Source organism: Streptomyces sp. ISL-11, assembly GCF_018614525.1.
Taxonomy (GTDB): Bacteria; Actinomycetota; Actinomycetes; order Streptomycetales; family Streptomycetaceae; genus Streptomyces.
This window is the reverse complement of sequence record NZ_JAGGOL010000149.1, coordinates 1-22,323: the sequence shown is the minus strand read 5'-3', so window position 1 is coordinate 22,323 and position 22,323 is coordinate 1. Positions and strand designations below refer to the sequence as shown.

23 protein-coding genes and 1 pseudogene are annotated in these 22,323 nt (G+C 71.3%); 12 read left to right on the top strand and 12 right to left on the bottom strand.

What is annotated here, in order from left to right:
* Positions 1-421: 421 nt before the first annotated feature.
* Genes J7E86_RS25710 through J7E86_RS25700 form a run of 3 tightly spaced genes read left to right on the top strand, consistent with a single transcriptional unit; the run spans position 422 to position 3,083 of the window.
* Complete coding sequence (locus tag J7E86_RS25710; RefSeq protein WP_215084707.1) at positions 422-679, top strand: hypothetical protein; 258 nt, start codon at positions 422-424, stop codon at positions 677-679.
* A complete protein-coding gene (malQ, locus tag J7E86_RS25705) occupies positions 680-2,761 on the top strand; it encodes a 4-alpha-glucanotransferase (RefSeq protein WP_215084705.1) in 2,082 nt (693 codons plus the stop codon).
* Positions 2,762-2,807: 46 nt separating this feature from the next.
* Positions 2,808-3,083, top strand: coding sequence for a hypothetical protein (locus tag J7E86_RS25700; RefSeq protein WP_215084703.1), 276 nt, complete (start codon positions 2,808-2,810; stop codon positions 3,081-3,083).
* A gap of 93 nt (positions 3,084-3,176) precedes the next feature.
* Here the strand turns inward: J7E86_RS25700 and J7E86_RS25695 are convergent, their stop codons facing one another.
* Positions 3,177-3,806 carry a flavodoxin family protein gene (locus J7E86_RS25695; protein WP_215084701.1) on the bottom strand — a complete coding sequence of 210 codons (630 nt, stop codon included), beginning with the start codon at positions 3,804-3,806 and terminating at the stop codon, positions 3,177-3,179.
* A 161-nt stretch (positions 3,807-3,967) separates the two neighbouring features.
* Here J7E86_RS25695 and J7E86_RS25690 point away from each other — a divergent pair, with 161 nt between their 5' ends.
* Positions 3,968-4,825 (top strand): GNAT family N-acetyltransferase, encoded by an 858-nt coding sequence (locus J7E86_RS25690; RefSeq protein WP_215084699.1) that lies wholly within the window; start codon positions 3,968-3,970, stop codon positions 4,823-4,825.
* Here J7E86_RS25690 and J7E86_RS25685 read toward each other — a convergent pair.
* Positions 4,819-5,289 carry an ATP-binding protein gene (locus J7E86_RS25685; protein WP_215084697.1) on the bottom strand — a complete coding sequence of 157 codons (471 nt, stop codon included), beginning with the start codon at positions 5,287-5,289 and terminating at the stop codon, positions 4,819-4,821. The genes J7E86_RS25690 and J7E86_RS25685 overlap by 7 nt on opposite strands.
* 249 nt (positions 5,290-5,538) lie before the next feature.
* Between J7E86_RS25685 and J7E86_RS25680 the strand changes: the two genes are divergently transcribed.
* From J7E86_RS25680 to J7E86_RS25665, 4 genes are all read left to right on the top strand, one after another.
* Positions 5,539-6,390 (top strand): helix-turn-helix transcriptional regulator, encoded by an 852-nt coding sequence (locus tag J7E86_RS25680; protein WP_215084696.1) that lies wholly within the window; start codon positions 5,539-5,541, stop codon positions 6,388-6,390.
* Between the two features lie 7 nt (positions 6,391-6,397).
* Entirely contained in the window at positions 6,398-6,592 is a 195-nt protein-coding gene (locus J7E86_RS25675) for a DUF397 domain-containing protein (protein WP_215084694.1), read from the top strand.
* Positions 6,593-6,594: 2 nt separating this feature from the next.
* Positions 6,595-6,798, top strand: coding sequence for a DUF397 domain-containing protein (locus J7E86_RS25670; RefSeq protein WP_215084692.1), 204 nt, complete (start codon positions 6,595-6,597; stop codon positions 6,796-6,798).
* A gap of 226 nt (positions 6,799-7,024) precedes the next feature.
* Entirely contained in the window at positions 7,025-7,252 is a 228-nt protein-coding gene (locus J7E86_RS25665; RefSeq protein WP_215084690.1) for a hypothetical protein, read from the top strand.
* Positions 7,253-7,402: 150 nt separating this feature from the next.
* On the opposite strand, the gene J7E86_RS25660 is transcribed toward J7E86_RS25665, so the two are convergent.
* From J7E86_RS25660 to J7E86_RS25650, 3 genes are read right to left on the bottom strand one after another with little or no spacing between them, the layout of a single operon-like run.
* Positions 7,403-7,822, bottom strand: a complete 420-nt coding sequence (locus tag J7E86_RS25660) for an arsenate reductase ArsC (protein WP_215084688.1) — start codon at positions 7,820-7,822, stop codon at positions 7,403-7,405.
* Positions 7,815-8,921, bottom strand: coding sequence for an ACR3 family arsenite efflux transporter (arsB, locus tag J7E86_RS25655; RefSeq protein WP_215084686.1), 1,107 nt, complete (start codon positions 8,919-8,921; stop codon positions 7,815-7,817). The genes J7E86_RS25660 and arsB overlap by 8 nt, the downstream gene beginning before the upstream one ends.
* Positions 8,918-9,313, bottom strand: coding sequence for a helix-turn-helix transcriptional regulator (locus J7E86_RS25650; protein WP_215084684.1), 396 nt, complete (start codon positions 9,311-9,313; stop codon positions 8,918-8,920). The genes arsB and J7E86_RS25650 overlap by 4 nt, the downstream gene beginning before the upstream one ends.
* 80 nt (positions 9,314-9,393) lie before the next feature.
* Between J7E86_RS25650 and J7E86_RS25645 the strand changes: the two genes are divergently transcribed.
* Together J7E86_RS25645 and J7E86_RS25640 are read left to right on the top strand one after the other, a co-directional pair.
* Positions 9,394-9,885: an ArsI/CadI family heavy metal resistance metalloenzyme gene (locus tag J7E86_RS25645; protein ID WP_215084682.1), complete on the top strand. Its 492-nt coding sequence runs from the start codon at positions 9,394-9,396 to the stop codon at positions 9,883-9,885.
* A 178-nt stretch (positions 9,886-10,063) separates the two neighbouring features.
* The gene (locus tag J7E86_RS25640) at positions 10,064-11,041 is read left to right on the top strand and encodes an acyl-ACP desaturase (RefSeq protein WP_215084680.1); all 978 of its coding nucleotides are present in this window, start codon (positions 10,064-10,066) and stop codon (positions 11,039-11,041) included.
* A gap of 162 nt (positions 11,042-11,203) precedes the next feature.
* Here the strand turns inward: J7E86_RS25640 and pepN are convergent, their stop codons facing one another.
* Entirely contained in the window at positions 11,204-13,774 is a 2,571-nt protein-coding gene (gene pepN / locus J7E86_RS25635; RefSeq protein ID WP_215084678.1) for an aminopeptidase N, read from the bottom strand.
* Between the two features lie 109 nt (positions 13,775-13,883).
* Here pepN and J7E86_RS25630 point away from each other — a divergent pair, with 109 nt between their 5' ends.
* Positions 13,884-14,408: a DUF1203 domain-containing protein gene (locus J7E86_RS25630; protein WP_215084676.1), complete on the top strand. Its 525-nt coding sequence runs from the start codon at positions 13,884-13,886 to the stop codon at positions 14,406-14,408.
* 74 nt (positions 14,409-14,482) lie between these two features.
* Here J7E86_RS25630 and J7E86_RS25625 read toward each other — a convergent pair whose 3' ends face one another.
* The 5 genes and pseudogenes from J7E86_RS25625 to J7E86_RS25605 form a co-directional block, all read right to left on the bottom strand.
* Complete coding sequence (locus J7E86_RS25625) at positions 14,483-15,511, bottom strand: aspartate-semialdehyde dehydrogenase (protein ID WP_215084674.1); 1,029 nt, start codon at positions 15,509-15,511, stop codon at positions 14,483-14,485.
* A gap of 48 nt (positions 15,512-15,559) precedes the next feature.
* Complete coding sequence (locus J7E86_RS25620; RefSeq protein WP_215084665.1) at positions 15,560-15,943, bottom strand: hypothetical protein; 384 nt, start codon at positions 15,941-15,943, stop codon at positions 15,560-15,562.
* Between the two features lie 71 nt (positions 15,944-16,014).
* Complete coding sequence (locus tag J7E86_RS25615) at positions 16,015-16,320, bottom strand: hypothetical protein (RefSeq protein WP_215084663.1); 306 nt, start codon at positions 16,318-16,320, stop codon at positions 16,015-16,017.
* Positions 16,317-16,523 carry a toxin-antitoxin system HicB family antitoxin gene (locus tag J7E86_RS25610; protein ID WP_215084661.1) on the bottom strand — a complete coding sequence of 69 codons (207 nt, stop codon included), beginning with the start codon at positions 16,521-16,523 and terminating at the stop codon, positions 16,317-16,319. Before J7E86_RS25610 ends, J7E86_RS25615 begins: the two co-directional genes overlap by 4 nt.
* Before the next feature lie 121 nt (positions 16,524-16,644).
* Positions 16,645-19,323: pseudogene (locus J7E86_RS25605) on the bottom strand (S8 family serine peptidase); the annotation flags it as partial.
* Between the two features lie 496 nt (positions 19,324-19,819).
* On the opposite strand from J7E86_RS25605, the gene J7E86_RS25600 reads away from it, so the two are divergent.
* Positions 19,820-21,532: a TIGR03767 family metallophosphoesterase gene (locus J7E86_RS25600; protein ID WP_215084659.1), complete on the top strand. Its 1,713-nt coding sequence runs from the start codon at positions 19,820-19,822 to the stop codon at positions 21,530-21,532.
* Between the two features lie 8 nt (positions 21,533-21,540).
* Here J7E86_RS25600 and J7E86_RS25595 read toward each other — a convergent pair.
* Positions 21,541-22,323: hypothetical protein (locus J7E86_RS25595; protein WP_215084657.1), on the bottom strand; the 783-nt coding region annotated here is incomplete at its 5' end.

The following is a 22,323-nucleotide window of genomic DNA, read 5'->3' as shown; positions in this document are numbered from 1 at the left end:
GCCGCCGACGTGCCGTCCGGCCGGGGCGCGGCGAGCGCGTCGGTCGTGCCGCCGAGCAGCCCGCCGAGGAGCGCGGCGGCGAGCACGGTGATGCCGGCGCGGCGGGGGTGGACGAAGGAGGATTCGCTGCCCCGGAACTGCACGGCCGTCTCCTCGCCCCTAGGTGTCGCGCGCCGATGGTGAGCCGATCGGGGGACGAGCCCATCACCAGGTGATGGACGTGTCAACGGACGTGACCGAAGTGCGTGTATTGCCCGGCGCGTCGGTAGGGGACACAGGTTCGAAGGGTGCAGAAAGGGCCGAGGAAGGGGTGTCACCTGGACTTCTCCCGCAAAATCCGCTTCCCGGAATCCGCACGTCTGGGGCCGCCACGAGTGGGTAGGGCAGACGTGACCCATTGCCGTCATCCCAGGAGGCCCCCGTGGCCGCGTCCGCTCAACTCCTCCTCTCCGGCCTCACGGGCATCGCCGGTCTCCCGTCCTTCGCCGATGCCCCGCCCTCCATGGAGGTGCCGGATCTCGACGGGCTCCCCGGCCCGGCCGAACCCCCTCTCACCAGCGAACCGCCCCTCGCCGACGCCACGCCCCTGACCAGCGAGCCCCCGCTCACCACCGCGGCCCCCCTCACCAGCGAACCGGCCGTCGCCACGGCATCCGGCACGGAGAGCGCGGAGGTCTGAGTGGACCGAGCGCGGCTGGCCGCCCTGCACGGAGTCGCCACGTCCTACGAGACCGCCCCCGGTCACAGCGTCCCGGTGCCCGAGGACACCGTCGTCGCGGTCCTCGCCGCCCTCGGCGTCGACGCGTCCACCCCGCGCTCCGTCCGCGACGCCCTGGAGACCCACGACCGGACGGAAGACAGCCGGCTGCTGCCCGCGACCGTGGTCCTGCGGTCCGCGCCGGACGGCACCACGCCCGCGCCCGTCCTTCCCGGACTCCCCGACGGCACGGCGCTGCGCGTCGACACGGAGGACGGCCACGCCCTGCCCTGGCACCCGTCCGGCGGCGCCCCGTCCCCGCTGCCGCCGGGCCGCCACCTGCTGCGCGCCCAGGCCCCCGGCGGCCGGACGGCCACCGCGACCCTGATCGTCGCCCCCGGCCGGCTGCCGTCACCGCCCGACCGCGCCCACGGCTTCCTCGTCCAGCTGTACTCCCTGCTGTCCGCCCGCTCCTGGGGCATGGGCGACCTCGGCGACCTCGCCGAACTCGCCGCCTGGTCCGGCCGCGCCTTCGGCTGCGACTTCCTCCAGGTCAACCCGCTGCACGCCGCCGTACCGGCCGCCGGCGGCCACCCCACCGACCCCTCGCCCTACCGGCCCTCCTCCCGGCGCTTCCCGGACCCCGTCCACCTGCGGGTCGAGGAGATCACCGAGTTCGCCTACCTCACCGGCGCCGACCGGGACCGCGCCGACCAGCTCCTCGGCAGGGCCGCCACCCTGCGCGACGCCGTCCTGGCCAAGGGCGGACTCATCGACCGGGACGCCGTCTGGGCCCTCAAGCGCCGTGCCCTCGACCTCGTGCGGAACGTGCCGCGCTCACCCGGCCGCCAGGCCGCCTACGACGCCTTCCTCGCCGAACAGGGCCAGGCGCTCGACGACCACTCCACCTGGTGCGCGCTCGCCGAGACGCACGGCCCCGACTGGCGGGCCTGGCCCGGCGGCCTGAAGGACCCCCGCTCGGCCCGCACCTCCCGCGCCCGCGGCGAGCTCCTGGACCGCGTCGACTTCCACTGCTGGCTCGCCTGGCTCACCGACCAGCAGCTGGCCGCCGCCCAGCGGGCGGCGCGCGAGGCGGGCATGCGCGTCGGGCTCGTCCACGACCTGGCCGTCGGCGTCCACCCCTCCGGTTCCGACGCCTGGGCCCAGCAGGACGCCTTCGCCGCCGGCATGTCCGTCGGCGCGCCCCCCGACGCCTTCAACTCCCGCGGCCAGGAATGGGGCCTGCCGCCCTGGCGCCCCGACGCCCTGGAGGCCACCGGCTACGGCCCGTACCGCGACCTGCTGCGCTCCCTGCTGCGGCACGCGGGCGCGCTGCGCATCGACCACGTGATGGGCCTCTTCCGCCTGTGGTGGGTGCCCCAGGGCATGGACCCCACCCAGGGCACCTACGTCCGCTACGACCCCGACGCGATGCTCGGCGTCCTCGCCCTGGAGGCCCACCGGGCCGGCGCGGCCGTCATCGGCGAGGACCTCGGCACGGTCGAGCCCGGCGTCCGCGAGGCGCTCGCCGACCGGGGCGTCCTCGGCACCTCCGTCCTGTGGTTCGAGCGCGACTACGGCCAGGAGCCCGCCGAACCGCTGGAGCCGGCCCGCTGGCGCACCGCGTGCCTGGCCACCGCCACCACCCACGACCTGCCCAGCACCGCCGCCCGCCTCACCGGCGACCACGTCGAGCTGCGCCACCGCCTGGGCCTGCTCACCCGCCCGCTCGCCGAGGAGCAGCGCGAGGACGCCCGCGAGATCGCCGAGTGGCTGGCCCTCCTCGGCCGGCTGGACCTGCTGCCGGAGGGTCCGTACGACGAGGAGGCCGCCGTACGGGCCGTCCACCGCTACCTCCTGCGCACCCCGGCCCGCATGGTCGGCGTCTGGCTGCCGGACACGGTCGGCGACCGGCGTCCGCAGAACCTGCCGGGCACCTGGGACCAGTATCCGAACTGGCGCCTGCCGGTCGCCGACGCGACGGGCCGGCCGGTGTCCCTGGAGGAACTGACGAGGTCACCCCGGCTGTACGCCCTGATGGAGGTGTTCCGGGACCGCCGATAGCCACCCCGGACGCGCGGGGCGGGCGGCCGTCCGATACGTTGAGCCCGTGAGCAATAAGGTCAACAAGAACGCCGTGCGTGCCGGTGCCATCGCCACCGGCACGATGCTGATGCTGCTGATGTCGTCCCCCGCGTTCGCGCTCACCCGCGACGACGGCGACGACCCGGGTCCGGGCCTGAGCGTGATCAACACGCTCGGCCTCTACGTCGCCGCGCCGATCGTCCTCTTCCTGGTCATCGCGGGCCTCACCATGGTCGCCGCCAGGCACTCGGACAACCCCGCCACGCACACGCACAACACCCACCACCCGCGCACGCGCTGACGCCGCTCGCCGCTTCTCGACTTCCCGCCCGGCCGCCCTTGAAGGGTGGCCGGGCGGCTGTGTTCGCGCGGTCGGTCCGCTCGGCAGAGGACGTCACACGCCGATGGCGAAAAGGCTCTTCGCGGCGGCGAGGGCGGTGGTATCCGCGTGGATGTCGCCCGGACGGTTGCCGTAACCGACCAGGTCGCCGCCCCACTTCATGCCCATGTACTCCGCGGAGAGGCGGAGCGTGCCGAGCAGCGGGTCGGCCTTGGCGGAGTCCTGGTGGCTGGTCGTGGTGAGCGCCCACATGGTCTTGCCGCGCATCCGGGCCCTGAACCGCAGCTCTTCGCGCAGCTGCAGCCACCCTCCCCAGTAGTCGAAGTAGAGCTTGGTATCGGCCGACACGCTGTACCAGTAGAGCGGCGAGGCGATCACGAGGTCGGTGGCCCCGAGCGTGGCGTCCAGCAGGATTCGCTCGTTGCCGGTGGGGAGAGGGCGGGTGGGGTTGCCCGGGTGGCTGTCCGTGCTGTGCCGCAGGTCGTCGAAGGCGGGCAGCGGAAAGTCGCTCAGCCGCAGCCATCGCTGCTCCACGGCGGAGGGGAGCTGGGCGGCGGCCTCGCGGGCGAGCGTCTCGGTGTTGCCGCCGGAGCGGGCACTGCCGAGCAGGAAGAGGAACTTCCGCTCGGTGGGCCTGTCGTGGTGGTCTGTTCGCCTGGGTCCGCGGTCGGCCGTGTCGTTCATGACCGGCTACAACCGTGATCACCTGGCGTCCATTCCGGCGGTGGCGCGGCCCCACCTGCCGCAGCAGCCCCCTGACCGACCCGCTTGCCCCTGCCTCCCTCCGCGCGTTTGATGGAGGAGTGACCTTCGGTAGGAACCTTCGGTAGGAAGGAGACGCGCTCGTGGATGCCGTACTGCGCCCCGGACGGCCGGAGGACGCCGCGGAATGCGGCAGGATCTGCTTCGACGCCTTCGCCGGCATCGCCCGCGACCACGGCTTCCCCACGACCGTCCCCACCCCGGACATGGCCACGGAGCTGTTCGGCAGGACGCTGAACCACCCCGGCTTCTACAGCGTCGTCGCCGAGCTCGACGGCCGGATCGTCGGCAGCAATCTCCTCGACGAGCGGTCGCCCGTCGCCGGCGTCGGGCCGATCACGGTCGACCCGGCCGTCCAGAACGGTGGCATCGGACGGCGCCTGATGGAGGACGTCATGCGGCGGGCGGCCGAGCGGCGTGCGCCCGGCATCCGGCTGCTGCAAAGCGGCTACCACTGCCGTTCGTTCGCGCTCTACGCCGGTCTCGGCTTCGAGTTCCGCGAGACCGTCGCCTGCCTCCAGGGCCCACCGATCGGCACCACCGTCCCCGGCTACGAGGTCCGGCCCGCGACGGCCGCGGACCGTGCGGCCTGCGACGCCGTCTGCCGGAAGGTCCACGGCGTCGACCGGGGCGGAGAGCTCGCCGACGCGATCGAGGCGGGCACGGCCCGCGTCGCCGAGCACGACGGCCGCATCACCGGCTACGCGACGGACCTGGCGTTCTTCGCCCACGCGGTCGGTGAGACCACGGAGGACGTCCGGGCCCTGATCGCCGCGGCCCCCGCCTTCGGCGGCCCCGGCATCCTCGTCCCCGCCGGCGACAGCGCCCTCCTCCAGTGGTGCCTGCGCAACGGCCTGAAGGTCACGGAACTCATGAGCCTGATGACCATCGGCCTCTACAACGAGCCGACGGGGGCCTACCTTCCGTCGATCCTCTACTGATCCCTGGCATGCGGGCCGTTGTCCCGCAGCTCGAACCAGACCTCTTTTCCGGTCAGCCGGAGCCCGTCCCACACCCACGTCACCCCGCAGCCGTGCGAGAGGCGGTGTACGAGCAGCAGCCCCCGGCCGCCCTCCTCGTCGGCGCGGGGCCGACGCCGCCACAACAGCCTGCGGGGATCGTCGTCCCGCACGGTCACCACGACGCGGCCGTCGTCGTGCGCGGTCACCTCGACGGTGAGGGTGGCCACGCGCGCGTGCAGGACGACGTTCGTCACGATGTCGGACACGCAGAGGCGGGCGTCCTCGATCAGAGGCCGCTGCTCACTGGCGATGAGCGCGGAGGTGACGAAGTCCCGGGCGACGCGGGGGGTTGTGGGGGTCGCGGGTGCGGCGAGTCGGTAGGTGACGGCGGGTTCGGAGGAGGAGGTGGTGGTGAGGGGACTGTCGAGCGTCGCGGTACGCATGATGTTGTCTCCCAACGCGGGTCTGTGACCTCCGCGTCTTGCGCTGCCGTCCGTGGCTCGGGCTGCGCGTTCTGCCAACAGGCAGGCGCGCGGCTGCACTTCGGGTCTTCCCGACGGTGCGACGCGGTGTGGTGATGACCGTAGGGTCCAAATATGCGCCGTGGCAAGCTTGTTGCTTAGAGTTGACCCCGACGGGTGGACCCGTGGGACGGTTGGGCGGAACACTGTCCGCGAGTTGGGGAAGGTGACATGCCGCCGAGGGACAACCCGAGCGCCCGACAGGTGCGCTTGGGCGCAGAGCTACGAAAGCTGCGCGAGTGTGCGGGGAGGACGGCCCGTGAGGCCGCCGGTCTGATCTCCACCGATCAGGCCAAGATCAGCCACATCGAGGCCGGGCGCATCGGCATCAGCGAGGACCGTATCCGGCGACTGGCGGCGTTCTATGGCTGCCGCGACGAGGCGTTGATCGAGGCGCTTTGCGTGATCGCGCGGGAGCACCGCGGAAAGGGTTGGTGGGAAGCGTACCGGGGTGTTCTCGCGCAGAGGTTCCTCGACATCGCGGAGCTGGAGCACCATGCGCTGCACTTGCGGGCTTTGCAGCCGGTCACTTTCCCTGGTGTGTTTCAGACCGAGAGTTACGCCCGCGCGTTGTTCGGGACCGTCATCCCGAAGCTGTCCGCCGAGGAATACGAAGCCCGCGTGGAGCACCGTTTGAAGCGGCGCGCCATCTTCGAGCGTGACAACCCTCCGCCGTTCCAGGCGTTGGTGCACGAAGCTGCCCTGCGTGTGCGCGTGGGCGGTCGAAAAGTGGCGCTGGAGCAGCTCGAACACCTCCTGGAGGTGTCGGAGCGGCCGCACGTGACGGTGCGAGTGATCCCCTTTGTCAACGACGAAATCGAGCTCACGCAAACCGTCCTCTATGCAGGTGGTGTCGTGCCGCAACTGGACACAGTGCAGATCGACACACCGTTCGGTGGGCGGTATCTGGATGCCACCGCGCAGCTCGCGCAATACGGCGAACTTCTCGACCTGGCGGAGCACGCCTCGTTGGGCCCAGGGGAGTCACGGAATTTCATTCACCACGTCGCGCGAGAGCTGTGAGATACCGATGACGGGCCTCGAATTGGAATGGCAGAAATCCTCCTTCTCCAGCGCCGGCGGCGAGCAATGCGTCGAGATCGCGGCGTATGCCGACACGGTCCACATACGTGAGAGCGACGAACCGACCCTGATCGCCAGAGCGAACCGGCGAACCTTCGCCGCCCTCATCACCGGGCTGAAAGCGGGTGCATTCCATTGCTAGGCGTGCCCCAGAGCAGCGGCCCTGCCATCGAGTGGCAGAAGTCCTCCTTCTCCGGGAAGGAGGGAGAGCAGTGCATCGAAGTTGCGGAGCTGGCCGACGCCATCCTGATCCGCGAAAGCGATGATCCCGGCCTCATCGCCGGAGCGAACCGGCGACGCTTCGCCGCCCTCATCGCCGGGGTGAAGGCGGGCGCGTTCCGCTGCTAGGCCGTGTCCGGCGGATCTTCGGCCGCGGGCTGTCTTTGCCGCCTGCGGCGGCGGGCGCCCTGCGGGCGCGTCCTCAAACTCCCCCAGCTACCGCTGGGGGTGCCCCCAACGGGCTTGATTCGGCCGGGCTCAGCCGTCTTCAGCCCGTCCGGCGCTTGAGGACACCGCCGCGCAGCGGTGGTGCGGACAAAGGTGTCTCCACGCGGGGAGCGTCGTTGATCGAGGCATGACCCCCACACGCACCCTGCTCGCATCCGCCGCGCTAGCCCTCGGCGGCCTCGCGCTGACCGCTCTTCCCGCCCACGCGGAAGGTCCTCCGGCCGGTGCCGGCGCGGTCGGTCAGCTCGCTCAGCTCAGTCAGCTCAGTCAGCTCAGCCGGCTGAGCCAGACCACAGGGGCGCTGAATCCGATGTTCGGCCTGCTCGCGCCGTTCACCAGCGTCGTGCACAAATAAGTCCGACCGACCCAGGGTCTCCGCCTCCGTGCGGCCGGGGCCCCTGGGTCACACGGATGCCTCAGTATCCGATCGTGAAGCGCCGCTGGGCGAGGGGCGGCAGCTCCGCCTCGTCGATCAGGGCCACCGCGATGCGGTCGACGGCCGCGGTCACGCGCCGCCGCCCTCGACACCCAGGTCGGAGAGCAAACCGCGCACGCGCTCTTCGATCTCGTCGCGGATCGGCCGCACCGCTTCGACGCCCTGGCCGGCCGGGTCCTCCAGCTTCCAGTCGAGGTACCGCTTGCCGGGGAAGACGGGGCAGGCGTCGCCGCAGCCCATCGTGATGACGACGTCCGATGCCTGGACGGCCTCGGTGGTCAGCAGCTTCGGCGTCTGGGCGGAGAGGTCGATGCCGACCTCGTTCATTGCCTGGACCACGGCGGAGTTGACCGTGTCGGCGGGAGCGGAGCCGGCCGAGCGGACCTCGACGCGGTCGCCGCCGAGGTGCGTGAGGAAGGCGGCGGCCATCTGGGAGCGTCCGGCGTTGTGGACGCAGACGAACAGGACCGAAGGCTGGATCTCAGACACGGGCGGAACCTTCCGGGGCGGCGGCGGCCGGCCGGCCGACGGTGGGGTGGGGGAAGTGGCGGCGCGCGGCCAGGGCGACGTAGACCAGGCCGATGAGGACGGGGACCTCGATGAGGGGGCCCACGACTCCCGCGAGGGCCTGTCCGGAGGAGGCGCCGAAGGTCGCGATGGCGACCGCGATGGCGAGTTCGAAGTTGTTGCCCGCCGCCGTGAACGCCAGTGTCGTCGCCCGCGCGTATCCGAGCCCGACCGCGCGGCCGAGGGCCATCGATCCGGCCCACATCACCGCGAAGTAGACCAGCAGCGGCAGTGCGATCCGCACGACGTCCAGCGGCTTGGACGTGATCGCGTCACCCTGGAGCGCGAACAGCACGACGATCGTGAACAGCAGCCCGTACAGGGCGAACGGGCCGATGCGGGGGATCAGCTTCGACTCGTACCACGTACGGCCCTTGGCCTTCTCGCCCAGGCGACGGGTGAGGAACCCGGCCGCGAGCGGGATGCCGAGGAAGATCAGGACGGAGCGGGCGATCTCCCATACGGACACGTCCAGTCCGGTGGTCTCCAGGCCGAGCCAGCCGGGCAGGACGGAGAGGTAGAACCAGCCGAGCGCGGAGAACGCGATCACCTGGAAGACCGAGTTCAGGGCCACCAGGACGGCGGCGGCCTCGCGGTCGCCGCACGCCAAGTCGTTCCAGATGATGACCATGGCGATGCAGCGGGCCAGCCCGACGATGATCAGGCCCGTGCGGTACTCCGGCAGGTCCGGCAGGAAGATCCAGGCCAGGGCGAACATGATCGCCGGCCCGAGGACCCAGTTCAGCACGAGGGACGGCACGAGCAGACGGCGGTCGCGGGTGACGGTGTCGAGCCGGTCGTAGCGGACCTTGGCCAGCACCGGGTACATCATCACCAGCAGACCGAGGGCGATCGGCAGCGAGACGCCGGTGACGGTCACCTTCGCCAGCGCGTCCCCCAGCCCGGGAACGAGACGGCCCAGGCCCAGGCCGGCGCCCATCGCCAGCAGGATCCATACGGCGAGGTACCGGTCGAGGAAGGACAGCCGGGCCGCCACCGGGGCGGTGGCCTGGCGGGTCACGCGGGAACCTCGGCGGGCTCGGGCAGCGGCTGCCCGGCGGGGCGGGTGAGGATCCCGGCGAGCTTGTCGGTCGTCTCCGGCAGCAGCCGGTAGTACACCCACGTCCCCCGTCGCTCGGACGCGATCAGCCCGGCCTCGCGCAGGAGCTTGAGGTGGTGGGAGATCGTCGGCTGCGAGAGATCGAAGGCCGGGGTCAGGTCACAGACGCACACCTCGCCGCCCGCCCGGGACGCGATCATCGACAGCAGCCGGAGCCGGACCGGATCGCCCAGGGCCTTGAAGACCTTCGCCAGCTCCACCGCCTGATCCTCGGCCAGCGGCGCGGTCAGCAGCCCGGGACAGCATCCGGCGGGGCCGTCCTGCCCGAGTACCACGAATTCCTGATTCGACATGCCTCTATGTTGACATTCTTCGATCCAAGGCGCAACCTTGCATTGAAAGCGATCGATACAGGCCGATCAGGGAGACCGTCATGTCACGCGTCCAGCTCGCACTCAACGTCGCCGACCTCGAAGGATCGGTGGCCTTCTACTCCAAGCTCTTCGGCGTCGAACCCGCCAAGCGCCGGCCCGGCTACGCGAACTTCGCCATCGCCGAACCCCCGCTCAAGCTCGTCCTCATCGAAGGCGAGCCCGGCCAGAGCACCCGCCTGGACCACCTCGGCGTCGAGGTGGAGACCGCCGACCAGGTCGCCGCCGCCACCGGCCGTCTCAAGGAGGCGGGCCTGGCCACCTTCGAGGAGAACGACACCTCCTGCTGCTACGCGCTCCAGGACAAGGTCTGGGTCCACGGGCCCGGCCGAGAGCCCTGGGAGGTCTACGTCGTCAAGGCCGACGCCGACACCCTGGGCAACGCACCCGTCCAGGGCGGCGGCGACGCCTGCTGCGCCAGCGCGCCGGCCGTCACCGACGGACGGCCCGCCGTCGAGGCCGAGGCCACCGCGGGCTGCGCCTGCGGCGGCTGACCGGCGACCCGCCTCACGCCCGGCGGCCTCCCGCCGGGCGCCGTCCATCTGAAATGCCCCCGTCAAGAAATGGAGGTTTAAATTCCAGAAGCTCTTGCCTCTTACCGCCCGCTTAACCTACGGTGTCGTAACCTACGGATCCGTAAGTAAGATCGTCGTCCCCTGCCAGGAGCTGTCTGTGACCATCGCCCCCCTCCGCCACCATGCCCGGGCCGTGTGGAGCGACAGCCGCCTGCTGTACGCGCTGGAAGAAGTCGTCGAGGCCGAGCTCAACCGGCACCTGAAGGTCGCCAAGGAGTGGATGCCGCACGAGTACGTGCCGTGGAGTGACGGACGTAACTTCGACGGCGTCATGGGCGGCGAGGCATGGGCGCCGGAGCAGTCCAAGGTCACGGACATCGGGCGTACCGCCCTGATCGTCAACCTGCTGACCGAGGACAACCTCCCCAGCTACCACCACGAGATCGCCTCGCTCTTCGGCCGCGACGGCGCGTGGGGCACCTGGGTGCACCGCTGGACGGCCGAGGAGGGCCGCCACGGCATCGTGATGCGGGACTACCTGCTGACCTCGCGGGCCGTCGACCCGGTCGCGCTGGAGCGGTTCCGCATGCAGCACATGTCGGAGGGCTTCGAGTCCGACAACCGGCACAGCATGCTGCACTCGGTGGCCTACGTGGCCTTCCAGGAGCTGGCCACCCGCATCTCGCACCGGAACACCGGCCACCACTCCGGCGACCCGGTCTGCGACCGCATGCTCGCCCGGATCGCCACCGACGAGAACCTGCACATGGTCTTCTACCGCAACCTGCTGGGGAAGGCGTTCGAGCTCGCCCCGGACCAGACCATGAGCGCCGTGCGCGACGTCGTCGTCGACTTCCGCATGCCCGGCCACGGCATCCCCGGCTTCGAGCGGGCCGCCGCGCAGATGGCCATCGGCGGGATCTACAACCTGCGCATCCACCACGACGACGTGCTCCAGCCCGTCCTGCGCTTCCTCAAGGTCCTGGAGATCACCGGCCTCGGCCCGGACGGACTGCGCGCCCAGGAGGAGCTCGGGCTGTACATGGGCGGCCTCGACGACCAGGCGACGAAGTTCGACGAGCGGCGCGAGGCACTGCTGGCCCGCCGCCGCGCCCGCGCCGCCACGCAGGGCTGACGCCCCGGCCCGCCGCGCGAGGGCTCCGCCCGGTGGCGGGCGCTGGTAGACGGTGACGCACACCAGATCGTCAGCTGCCGCCGCATCTGAGCTGCCGCCGCATCCGAGTACGGAGACGCCCCCGGACCACCACACGGTCCGGGGGCGCCTCCGTCACCAGGGTCAGGCCGCGGCGGCGTCCGCCGCCTGGGCCTTCAGCGCGCGCTCGACGCCCGCGCGGGACTCCGTCACCAGGCGGCGCAGGGCCGCGTTCGGCTCGGCGGAGGCCAGCCAGGCGTCCGTCGCGTCGAGGGTGGCCTGCGAGACCAGCAGCGCCGGGTAGAAGCCCGTCGCGATCTGCTGGGCCAGCTCGTGGCTGCGGGACTCCCAGATGCCCTTGACCACCGCGAAGTACTTCTCGGCGTACGGGGCGAGCAGCTCGCGCTGGTCGGTCTGGACGAAGCCGCCGATGACCGCTTCCTGCACCGCGTTGGGGAGCTTGCCGGTCTCGACGACCGTCTTCCACGCCTCGGCCTTCGCCTCGGCCGTCGGCCGCGCGGCGCGCGCCGAGGCGGCGTACCGCTCGCCCGCCGAGGTGTTGTCGCGCTCCAGCTCGGCCGCGATCGCCTTCTCGTCCACGCGCCCGGTGGCGGCGAGGCGGTGCAGCAGCGACCAGCGCAGCTCGGTGTCGACGGCCAGGCCCCCGACCGACTCGGTGCCCTCCAGCAGCGCCGACAGCAGGTCGAGCTGCTCGTCCGTACGGGCCGTGGCGGCGAAGGCGCGCGCCCACGCCAGCTGGTGGTCGCTGCCCGGCTCGGCCGCGCGCAGCCGCTCCAGGGCCGCCTCGGTCCACTTCGCCAGGCCCGTCTCCCGCCACTCCGGAGCCGCGTACACGTCCAGGGCGACCTTCACCTGGCGCTGGAGCGACTGCACCACGCCGATGTCGGACTCCTTGGCGATCCCGGAGAGGACCAGGGAGAGGTAGTCACGGGTGGCCAGCTCGCCGTCCCGGGTCATGTCCCACGCCGAGGCCCAGCACAGCGCGCGCGGCAGGGAGGCGGTGAAGTCGCCCAGGTGCGCGGTGACGACCCGCAGGGACTCCTCGTCGAGGCGGACCTTGGCGTACGACAGGTCGTCGTCGTTGAGGAGCACGACGGCCGGGCGCGTCCGGCCCACCAGCGCCTCCACCGGCGTCAGCTCGCCGTCGACGTCCAGCTCGATGCGGTCCGTGCGGACCAGCTTGCCGCCGTCGAGGTCGTACAGGCCGATCGCGATGCGGTGCGGGCGCAGCGTCGGCTCGCCCTTGGCGCCGGCGGACAGTGCCGGGGCCTCCTGGCGGACCGCGAAGGACGTGATCGTGCCGTCGTCGCCGGTCGCGATCTCAGGGCGCAGGACGTTGATGCCGGCCGTCTCCAGCCACGCCTTCGACCAGGTCTTCAGGTCACGCCCGGAGGTGTCCTCCAGCGCGCCCAGCAGGTCGGACAGGCGGGTGTTGCCGAAGGCGTGCGCCTTGAAATAGGTCTGGACGCCCTTGAAGAACGCCTCCTCGCCCACATAGGCGACGAGCTGCTTGAGGACCGAGGCGCCCTTGGCGTAGGTGATCCCGTCGAAGTTGACGAGCACGTCGTCCAGGTCGCGGATCTCGGCCATGATCGGGTGGGTGGAGGGCAGCTGGTCCTGCCGGTAGGCCCACGTCTTCATGGAGTTGGCGAACGTGGTCCAGGAGTGCGGCCACTTCGAGCCCGGGGCCGCCGCCTGGCAGGCGATGGAGGTGTAGGTGGCGAACGACTCGTTCAGCCACAGGTCGTTCCACCACTCCATGGTGACCAGGTCGCCGAACCACATGTGGGCCAGCTCGTGGAGGATGGTCTCGGCGCGCGTCTCGTACGCCGCGTCCGTCACCTTCGAGCGGAAGACGTACTGGTCGCGGATGGTGACCGCGCCCGCGTTCTCCATCGCGCCCGCGTTGAACTCGGGCACGAAGAGCTGGTCGTACTTGGCGAACGGGTACGCGTAGGCGAACTTCTCCTCGAACCAGTCGAAGCCCTGCCGCGTCACCTCGAAGATCGCGTCCGCGTCCAGGAACTCGGCCAGCGACGGACGGCAGTAGATGCCCAGCGGGATGCTGCGCCCGTCCTTCTCGTACGCGCTGTGCACGCTGTGGTACGGGCCGACGATCAGCGCGGTGATGTACGTCGAGATCCGCGGCGTCGGCTCGAAGCGCCAGACGTTGTCGGCCGGGCGCTCGGGCGTCGGCGAGTTGGAGATGACGGTCCAGCCCTCGGGCGCCTTCACCGTGAACTGGAACGTGGCCTTCAGGTCCGGCTGCTCGAAGGACGCGAAGACGCGCCGCGCGTCCGGCACCTCGAACTGCGTGTACAGATAGGCCTGCTGGTCGACCGGGTCGACGAAGCGGTGCAGCCCTTCACCCGTATTGGTGTACGCGCAGTCGGCGACGACCCGCAGCTCGTTGCGTCCGGGCAGCAGACCCGACAGCGCGATCCGGCTGTCCTCGAACACCTCGGCCGGATCGAGCGCGGTGCCGTTGAGCACGATCTCGCGCACGGCCGGCGCCACCAGGTCGATGAACGACTCGGCACCGGCCTCGGTGACCTCGAACCGCACCACGGTCTCGGAGCGGAACGTGCCGCCCCCCTGAGCGCCGGAGAGGTCGAGATCGATCTCGTACGAGTCGACGGTGAGCAGGCGAGCGCGCCGCTGCGCCTCTTCGCGGGTCAGGTTCGTTCCAGGCACCTGGGCATCTCCTTGACATCATCGTGACCTTTCCGACCATCCTTCCACGGCGAACGCGGAGACCGGATTCCGCCGGTGGAAAACCTCGCCGCGGCGGAGGCTGGACGGCATGACGACCACGACACCGCGGTACGCGGCCCGGCCCATCGCCCCCGACGCGCTCGGGCAGCTGCGGTTCCGCGACGACGCCGAGCAGACCACCGAGCCCTATGCCGACCCGGAGGGCGACTCGCCGCTCCGCTGCTGCCTGCGGGCGAGCCGGGAGGGGGAGCGGATCGCCCTCGTCTCGTACGCGCCGCTGCGGCGCTGGGCGGCGCGCACGGGGGCCCGGCCCGGGGCGTACGACGAGCAGGGCCCCGTCTTCATCCACGCCGAGGAGTGCGGCGGCCCGGCGGCCGGGCCGTCCGGGCACCCCTTCGCGCGGCCGGGCGCGCTGCGGGCGCTGCGCCGCTACGACGCGGAGGGCCGCATCGTGGGGGGCCGCCTCCTGGAACTTCCGGAGGCGGCGGACGACGCCCTCGACCGGGCCCTGGCGGAAGCGTTCGCCGATCCCGGGGTGGCCCTGGTGCACGTCAGGGCGGTCGAGTACGGCTGCTTCCTCTTCGAGGTGCGCCGGGCGGACGCGGGCCGCTGAACGGTCCCGCGCGACGCACGACGGGCCGGGCACCCGCTCGGGTGCCCGGCCCGTCGTATGTGACGCGGTGGGTGTCAGCCGCGCAGCTCGGCCGCGACCAGCTCCGCGATCTGGACGGCGTTCAGGGCCGCGCCCTTGCGGAGGTTGTCGCTGGAGAGGAAGAGGGAGAGGCCGTGCTCGACGGTCTCGTCGACGCGGACGCGCCCCACGTAGGAGGCGTCCTTGCCGGCGGCCTGGAGGGGCGTGGGGACCTCGGAGAGCTCGACGCCGGGGGCGTCCTTCAGCAGCTCGTAGGCCCGCTCGACGGTGATCGGACGCTCGAAGCGGGCGTTGACCTGGAGGGAGTGGCCGGAGAAGACCGGGACCCGGACGCAGGTGCCGGAGACCTTGAGCTCCGGGATCTCCAGGATCTTGCGGGACTCGTTGCGGAGCTTCTGCTCCTCGTCCGTCTCGAAGCTGCCGTCGTCGACGATCGAGCCGGCCAGGGGCAGCACGTTGAAGGCGATGGGGCGGACGTAGACGCCCGGCTCCGGGAAGTCGACGGCCTCGCCGTCGTGGGCGAGCTCGGACGCCCGGTCGGCGACCTTGCGGACCTGCCCGTCCAGCTCCGCCACACCGGCGAGCCCGGACCCGGACACGGCCTGGTAGGTGGTGGCGATCAGCGCGGTGAGCCCCGCCTCCTCGTGCAGCGGCTTGAGGACCGGCATGGCGGCCATCGTCGTGCAGTTCGGGTTGGCGATGATGCCCTTGGGGCGGTCGGCGATCGCGTGCGGGTTGACCTCGGAGACGACCAGCGGCACGTCGGGGTCGCGGCGCCAGGCGGAGGAGTTGTCGATCACGACGGCGCCCTGGGCGGCGACCTTCTCGGCCAGCGCCTTGGAGGTCGCGCCGCCGGCGGAGAAGATCACGATTTCCAGACCGGTGTAATCGGCGGTGGAGGCGTCCTCGATGGTGATCTCCGTGCCCTGCCAGGGCAGCGTGGACCCGGCGGAGCGCGCCGAGGCGAACAGGCGCAGCTCGGTGACCGGGAACGCCCGCTCGGCGAGGATTTTGCGCATGACTCCGCCGACCTGACCGGTGGCTCCGACGATTCCGATCCTCACGGGGACTCCCTACTCATGTACACCACAACTGTCACTGCCAGGGACGGCTCACCCCGGCTGAACAGTTCCATCATGTGGTGCTACCCGCCCCAAAAGTCCAATCCATTGTCCGCGGGACGGGACGCCCTCCGGGCAGGTGGCCTCCTGCGTGCACCCGGTGACCTCGCGCGCGGCCTCGTCCAGAAGGGCGGCGGTCCCCGCGGATCCGGCGCGGGCCTCCGCGCGGGAGACGGCCTCGCCGACCGCCTTCTCCAGCGCTGAGAGTCTCGCGGCGCGGTCGGGGTGGCGATGCAGTGCCACGTACACGCCCCAGCGGTGCAGGAACGTATGCACGGGAACAGCGTTGTCGGCCTTCTCCGCCTCTTGCCGGGCCGCTCGAATTTCCCGCTCGAAGCGGTCGGCGGCGGTCGAGCCAAGCGAGGTGACGGCCACACGTAGCGCTGCTTCCGTCAGCGGGGGCATAGGGAACAGCGGATTGCCCCGGGCCGGATCGGCGAGACCTCTCACAGGCCCAGGACGGAACGGACCGTGCGCTCGACGCGCTCCATGGTGTCGAGGGACACCTCGCCCAGCAGCTTGCCCTGGTCGAATCGGTGCGCCGCGTACTGAGTGAGATTGACCGGCACGGCTACAGCCGCCACGGGATCGGCGATCGGGACGGACAAGAGGGTGTCGGGATAGGCGCCCGCCGGGTGGAGGATCATGCAGACTGCTGCCCTGTAGCTGTCGTTGGCCTCGTCGATGGATAACACCATCACGGTGCGCGTCACGTCAGTGAGGGGCAGCTCCCAGATCGTGCCACGCTTCAAGGGATGTCTCCCGCCGGGTCCGCGTCGCCGGTGTCGACGAGGAGGACGCCTCCCATGGCCGTCTGGGCCTCGGCCGCTTCTTTGATCATCTGGCGGTGCAGAGTGCGCACCATGTACGCGTTGAGGGAAAGCCCCGAGTCGGCTGCGGCCTTGCGTACCTCGGCGTCGAGCTCATCCGGTATGCGCACTGTGAATACACTCATGCCAGCACGATAGCCATCAGCTTCGGCTCCGCACAGGCTCCGCCCTTACCATCACCCGAACGGGGCGGACCCCCATACCGTGGGCCCGCCCCGTCCGCTCGCGCGGGCGTCAGCCGGTCAGGCCGTTGGCCTTGATCGTCAAGGCGTACGGGTTCTCCAGCAGCGGCGACGTGCGGCGCGACTCGACCTCGATCTCCCAGACGCCCGGCACCGGGTTGGTGTAGCCGCGCTGGTCGGGGCGGCAGGTGTTGCCCGGGTTCGGGTAGTTCGGGTAGCAGTTGATCGTGGACGTCGGGTCGGCCGGGACGCCGTACGGGCTGATGGCGATGAAGCGGGTCTGGCTGCCCGCCGTCAGGCCGCCGAGCGCGACGTCCAGCGACTTCGCACCCTTGGGCACGGTCACGAAGTACGACGTGGTGGCGTTGCGCGTGGCCTTGCCGGACGTCTTGAGCTCGTACGACGGCGCGGTCAGCGGCTGCGCGACGACGACGGTCGTCAGGATCTGCTTGTCGACGCCCTCGGTGCGGTCGTCGTCCACGGTGAGGATCGCGCTGTGCAGGCCGTTCGTCTTCGCCTTGGCCTTGACCTGGACGGTCACCGGCTTGTTCAGCGGCAGCTTCACCTCGTCGTCACCGACGATCTTGAACGTGCCGTCGTTGTTCCGCCACTTCAGCTCGTGCCACACGGCCTTGTCGGGGCCGGAGGTGCGGGTGACGGTGACGTCGTACGTCCGCGTCTCGCCGGCCTTGAGGCCGCCCTCGCGGTCGTAGACGCCGGTGCCGAAGCCCGGGGTCTTCAGCCGGCCGGCGAGCACGGTGGAGACCGGCGCCTTGACCGTGTAGTCGTGCGCGGTCGCGTGGTCGCGCAGCGCGTCCCAGGCGTCCTCGACGTTGATCAGGCCGGCGCCCTGCTCGTACGCCTGCGCACCCTTGATCTGCTTGGCGGTGCTGGTCAGCGCCGTCCGCAGGTCGGCCGGGGTGAGCTTCGTCTTCTTCTGCTTCGCGGCGGAGATCAGCAGCGCCGAGGCGCCCGCGGCCTGCGGGGAGGCCATCGAGGTGCCCTGGAGCATCCCGTAACCGGGCGGCAGCGCGTAGCCGGCCTCGGCGACGGGCGCGCCCGGCTCCCAGGTCGGGACGGCGTTGATCGACGCGCCGGGCGCGCTGATCGTCGGGGTGAAGCCGCCGTCCTCGCGCGGGCCGCGGGAGGAGAAGGGCATCATCGCGTACTTCGTCCTGACCTCGGAGCCGTAGTTCGCGGCCCAGGTGTCCTTGGAGATCGCGGCGCCGACGCTGATGACCTTGTCGGCCAGGCCGGGGTCGCCGATGGTGTTGGCGCCCGGACCGCTGTTGCCCGCGGAGATCACGAGCTGCACGCCGTAGGTGTCGATGAGGCGGGTGTAGAGCTCGGCGCGGGCGTTGTTGCCGTCGTTGAGGGCCGGCAGGCCGCCGATCGACATGTTGACGATGTCGACGCCGCGGTTGACCACGAGGTCGAACATGCCCTCGGTCAGGGCGACGTTGGTGCAGCCGCCGGTCCAGGTGCAGGCCCGCGAGGAGACGATCTTCGCGCCCGGGGCGGCGCCGTTCATCCTGCCGCCGAAGAGACCGTTGGCGGCGGTGATGCCCGCGACGTGTGTGCCGTGCTCGGACTCGATGACGCCGATGTTGACGAAGTCGGCCTTCTTGCCGACCCAGTCGCCGCCCTTGGGCGTCATCGGCACGTCCTTGCGGATCTGCACGACGAAGGGGATGCGCTCGGCGATCGCGGTGTCGGGGTTGTCCTTGCCGAAGTACCCGACCTGGAACCCGTCCTTGTAGGGCTTGAGCTCCTCGTCGTTGCCGAAGTTCGCGTCGTCGTCGAGGTCGACGCGGACGCTGCCCTTGGCCTTGTCGTAGAGGACCGCCCACGTGTCGGTGGTGTCACCGTCGCGGTTGAGGTCGCCCTTCATGTCCCCACCGGTGGTGGCGTCCTCGCGGAAGAGCGCGACCTGGTACGAGCCGCCCGCCGGCGCGGTGTAGGTGCGGCCGTTGAACGAGAAGGAGGGACCGGAGGCGTCGGCCGTCATCGGCAGCCAGGTGCCGTCCTGGTCGGCCAGCGGGTCGGTCGCGGTGACCCAGTCGACGATCTTGCGCTCGCCGGTGGTGGTCTTCTGCAGCGCCGGGTGCCCGAGGTCGACGCCGGAGTCCAGGATGCCGATGGTCACGCCGCGGCCGTCGGCCTCGGGGTGGTCCTCGACGAAGTCGACGGCGCCGGTCTCGAAGGCCGGCTGGTAGGGGTTCTTCGCCGGGGTGTCCTTGCCCGGAGCGGGGTAGGTGCCCGCCGCGCGGCCCCGGGCGCCCGGGGCGGTGTCGGCCCGTGGGGTCGGGTCGGGGAGCTTGATCTCCTGCTTGAGGTCGATGCCGTGCACCGAGTCGAGCTTGTTCGCCTCGGCGATCGCGGCGTCGGCCTTCTCGGTCGGCACGGTCGCCCGGACGTAGCCGAGCTTGTCGTAGGACTGGCCGACCGAGGCGCCCTTGATGGCGCCGAGCTTCTCGGCGACCTGGGCGGTCCGGCCGGGCTCGGTGGCGATCATCATCGTGACGGTCTTGTCGCCGTCGGCCTTGGCGCCGGCGAGCAGGGACTGGTCCTGCGAACCGAGCTTGGCCGGGGCCGAGTTGCCCGGCGGGACCGGGGTGGGCCGGTCGGCGAACGCGGGCACGGCGGCCGTGGCGGTGAGGGCGGCCACCAGACCGGCCGCGAGGGCTATTCGTGCCGCGTGTCTCGCGCCGGGGCGCGGCGCGTTGGGGGCGTCGGGGGTCATGAACATCCCTAGCTGAGTTGACGTCAAGGGCGGTCTGTACTGCGGGCGTCCGGAAATCGGAGCCGGATGACCGATCACTTTTATGGAAGTGACGGGGGTTTGGGGAGAGTTGTCGGAGAAGGAAAGTAAGGATGGCGTAAACCCGCCATCCGCCACTCGGGAGGAAGCATGCCGAAGGGCGTGAAGCGGTCAGGGGCATTCCCGCAGCTCAGAGGGTGTACACCAAACGGACTACAGCAACGGCCCCAGGACCGGCTCGTCGTTCCCCCCGAGAGTGAACGCTGAATGAGCGTCAGCCGGCGAGGGGACGAGTGCTGTATGTCCGTTCGCAATCGCCAAGATCGATGTGAGGTGATCGGCGGCGGCCGTTGCGGCCGTGTTCACGCCCAGGTCATCCGAACTGCCAACCATCCTCAGTGACAGACCGCAGCCAGCACGGATCGCACCGACCACCGCAGCCAGCTCGCCCTTCGCGTTCGCACTCGGGGAGACCGCTATGTACCGCAGATCCGACAGATCCGCAGCCACCGGCGTCGACCGCCGTACGTTCCTCGCGGCAGCGGGCGCCGTCACCACCGCCACCGGCATCGGGCTGGCCCTGGGCGCGGACCGCGCCGCGGTCGCCGCCGGCCCGGAGGACATCAAGGCCGCCGCGGCCGCCACCGCCCCCACGGGCGCGGGCACCACCCTGGTCTCCGTCGCCGCGCCCCGCGGCAACGGCGGCTACCGGCGCCTGGGCGACGGCCCCGGCTGGCCCCGGCTCGTCCGCTCGGAGCTGGCTTCCGCCAAGAACGGCCGCGAGGACCGGCGCACCACGCTCGCCTCCTTCGTGCAGTTCACCGACCTGCACCTGACGGACGTGCAGCACCCCTTGCGCTACGAGTTCTTCCGCGCCGGCGCCCCGGGCGCCTGGCGGCCCCACGAGGCCCTCACCCTGCCGGGCGTGATCTCCCTCGTCGAGCGCGTCAACAAACTGCGCCGGGGCCCCGCCACCGGCGCCCCGCTGGGCTTCGCCATCACCACCGGCGACAACGGCGACGAGAACGCCAGGATCGAGGTCGAGTGGTTCCTCACCGCCCTCAGCGGCGGCCGGCTGACGCCCAACACCGGCGACCCGCGGCACTACGAGGGCGTGCAGAACAGCGGCCTGCCGCTCTACTGGCACCCCGACAGCGCCCTGCGCGACAACGACAAGCAGGCCGGTTTCCCGCGCATCGACGGCTACCTCTCCGCGGCCATCCGCGGCGTCAACAGCCCCGGCCTGAACATCCCCTGGTACTCGACGTTCGGCAACCACGACCTGCTCTCCGGCGGCTGCTACCCCGCCGCCGGCAGCTTCGTCCAGGACGCCGCCGTCGGGAACAAGAAGCTCCAGACCATCTCCGCCGCCGAGGCCAAGTGGCTGATGGAGGGCGAGGCCAAGGGCGTCGACCCCAAGGGCGAGCGCATCCGCGAGCTGCTGGACGCGCGCCGCAAGGAGATGCGCACGGTCACCCCCGACCCGCGCCGCGTCCCGCTGACGGCCAAGCAGTACGTCGCCGCCCACCTCGACCAGCGGTACAAGGGCCACGGCCCCCTCGGTCATGGCTACACCCGCGACAACCTCGCCTCGGGCGACCTCTTCTACACCTTCCAGGTCTCCGACCGCGTCATCGGCATCAGCCTCGACACGACCGACCCCGGCGGCCACTACCAGGGCTCCCTGGGTACCGCCCAACTGCGCTGGCTGGAGCGGACGCTGGAGCAGTACAAGGACAAGTACGCGCTCGTCTTCAGCCACCACCCCAGCTGGAGCATGAGCAACCGGACCGCCGACCCGGCCCACCCCGGCGAGGACCGGCACGACGGCGACGAGCTGATCTCCGTGCTCCAGCGCCACAACAACGTCCTGGCCTGGATCAACGGCCACAGCCACCGCAACCGCATCCGGCCGCGCGGCAGCTTCTGGGAGATCGCCACCGCCTCCCACGTCGACTACCCGCAGCTGGCCCGCGTCATCGAGGTCGCCGACAACCGCGACGGGACGGTCTCGCTCTTCACCACCCTCATCGAGTCCGCCGCCCCGTACCGCACCGACTTCCGCGACCTTTCCCAGACCGGCCTCGCCTCTCTCTACCGCGAGCTGGCCTTCAACGCCCCGGGCGCCGACACCTCGCTCAGCGGCGCGCCCGCAGACCGCAACACCGAGCTGCTGCTCCCCAGGCGCTGACGCGCGGTTCACCGGGGCAGGACGACCAGATACGCCGCCGGGTCGCGGTCGGCCGACGCCATCAGGGCGGTACGGACCACCGCGCCCTGCTGGTCGGGCGACTCGCCCAGCTTCCTCGGCGTGACGTGCACGACCGTGACGCCGAGCCGCTCCAGGTGCTCGCGCTTGCGGTACTGCGCGGACCACTGCACCTCGTCCTCCTGCCGTGGCGTCCGCGCGTCGATCTCCACCGCCACGCTGTGCTCGGGCCAGAAGGCGTCCACCCGGCCAAGGAACGTCCCGCCGGGCAGCCGGAGGTCGACGTTCCACAGCGGTGCGGGCAGCCGGTGGTCGCGCACCAGGTCGTAGAGCCGGCCCTCGGCGACGGCCCGGCTCTCGGCGAGCAGGGTGTCGACGGCCTCCATCACATGGGGCCGGCCCATCAGCCGGGCCCGGGTCAACTCGCCCACGATCGCGGCCGCTTCGCAGTGCCCCTCGCGCACGGCCTCGATGAGCAGCCGGCGCACCGTGGTGGCGTCACCGAGCTGGGAGACCGCGTCGGCGACGGCCCGCGGGACCGGCGCGACGGGCACGCCCGTCAGCATCCGGGCGCGCGGCGGGGTGTGCGCCCGTACGAGCCGGACGAACCCGGTGGTCCGCAGCCGGCGGGTGCGCGGCACGAGCACGTCGATGCGGTCGAGGGAGAGCAGCGGGGGCACGGACGTGAAGCGGTGCAGGGCCAGCGCGGCCGAGCCGGTGATCATCGCCTCGCCGTACGGGCCCGCGGCGGCCGCCCGCGCGGCGGCGGTGGT

Coding starts and splice junctions, on each gene's coding strand:
- J7E86_RS25695 (WP_215084701.1), bottom strand. CDS start 3,806: ATGAACGACACGGCCGACCGCGGACCCAGGCGAACAGACCACCACGAC.
- J7E86_RS25685 (WP_215084697.1), bottom strand. CDS start 5,289: ATGCGTACCGCGACGCTCGACAGTCCCCTCACCACCACCTCCTCCTCC.
- J7E86_RS25680 (WP_215084696.1), top strand. CDS start 5,539: ATGCCGCCGAGGGACAACCCGAGCGCCCGACAGGTGCGCTTGGGCGCA.
- J7E86_RS25675 (WP_215084694.1), top strand. CDS start 6,398: ATGACGGGCCTCGAATTGGAATGGCAGAAATCCTCCTTCTCCAGCGCC.
- J7E86_RS25665 (WP_215084690.1), top strand. CDS start 7,025: ATGACCCCCACACGCACCCTGCTCGCATCCGCCGCGCTAGCCCTCGGC.
- J7E86_RS25650 (WP_215084684.1), bottom strand. CDS start 9,313: ATGTCGAATCAGGAATTCGTGGTACTCGGGCAGGACGGCCCCGCCGGA.
- J7E86_RS25645 (WP_215084682.1), top strand. CDS start 9,394: ATGTCACGCGTCCAGCTCGCACTCAACGTCGCCGACCTCGAAGGATCG.
- J7E86_RS25630 (WP_215084676.1), top strand. CDS start 13,884: ATGACGACCACGACACCGCGGTACGCGGCCCGGCCCATCGCCCCCGAC.
- J7E86_RS25610 (WP_215084661.1), bottom strand. CDS start 16,523: ATGAGTGTATTCACAGTGCGCATACCGGATGAGCTCGACGCCGAGGTA.
- J7E86_RS25600 (WP_215084659.1), top strand. CDS start 19,820: ATGTACCGCAGATCCGACAGATCCGCAGCCACCGGCGTCGACCGCCGT.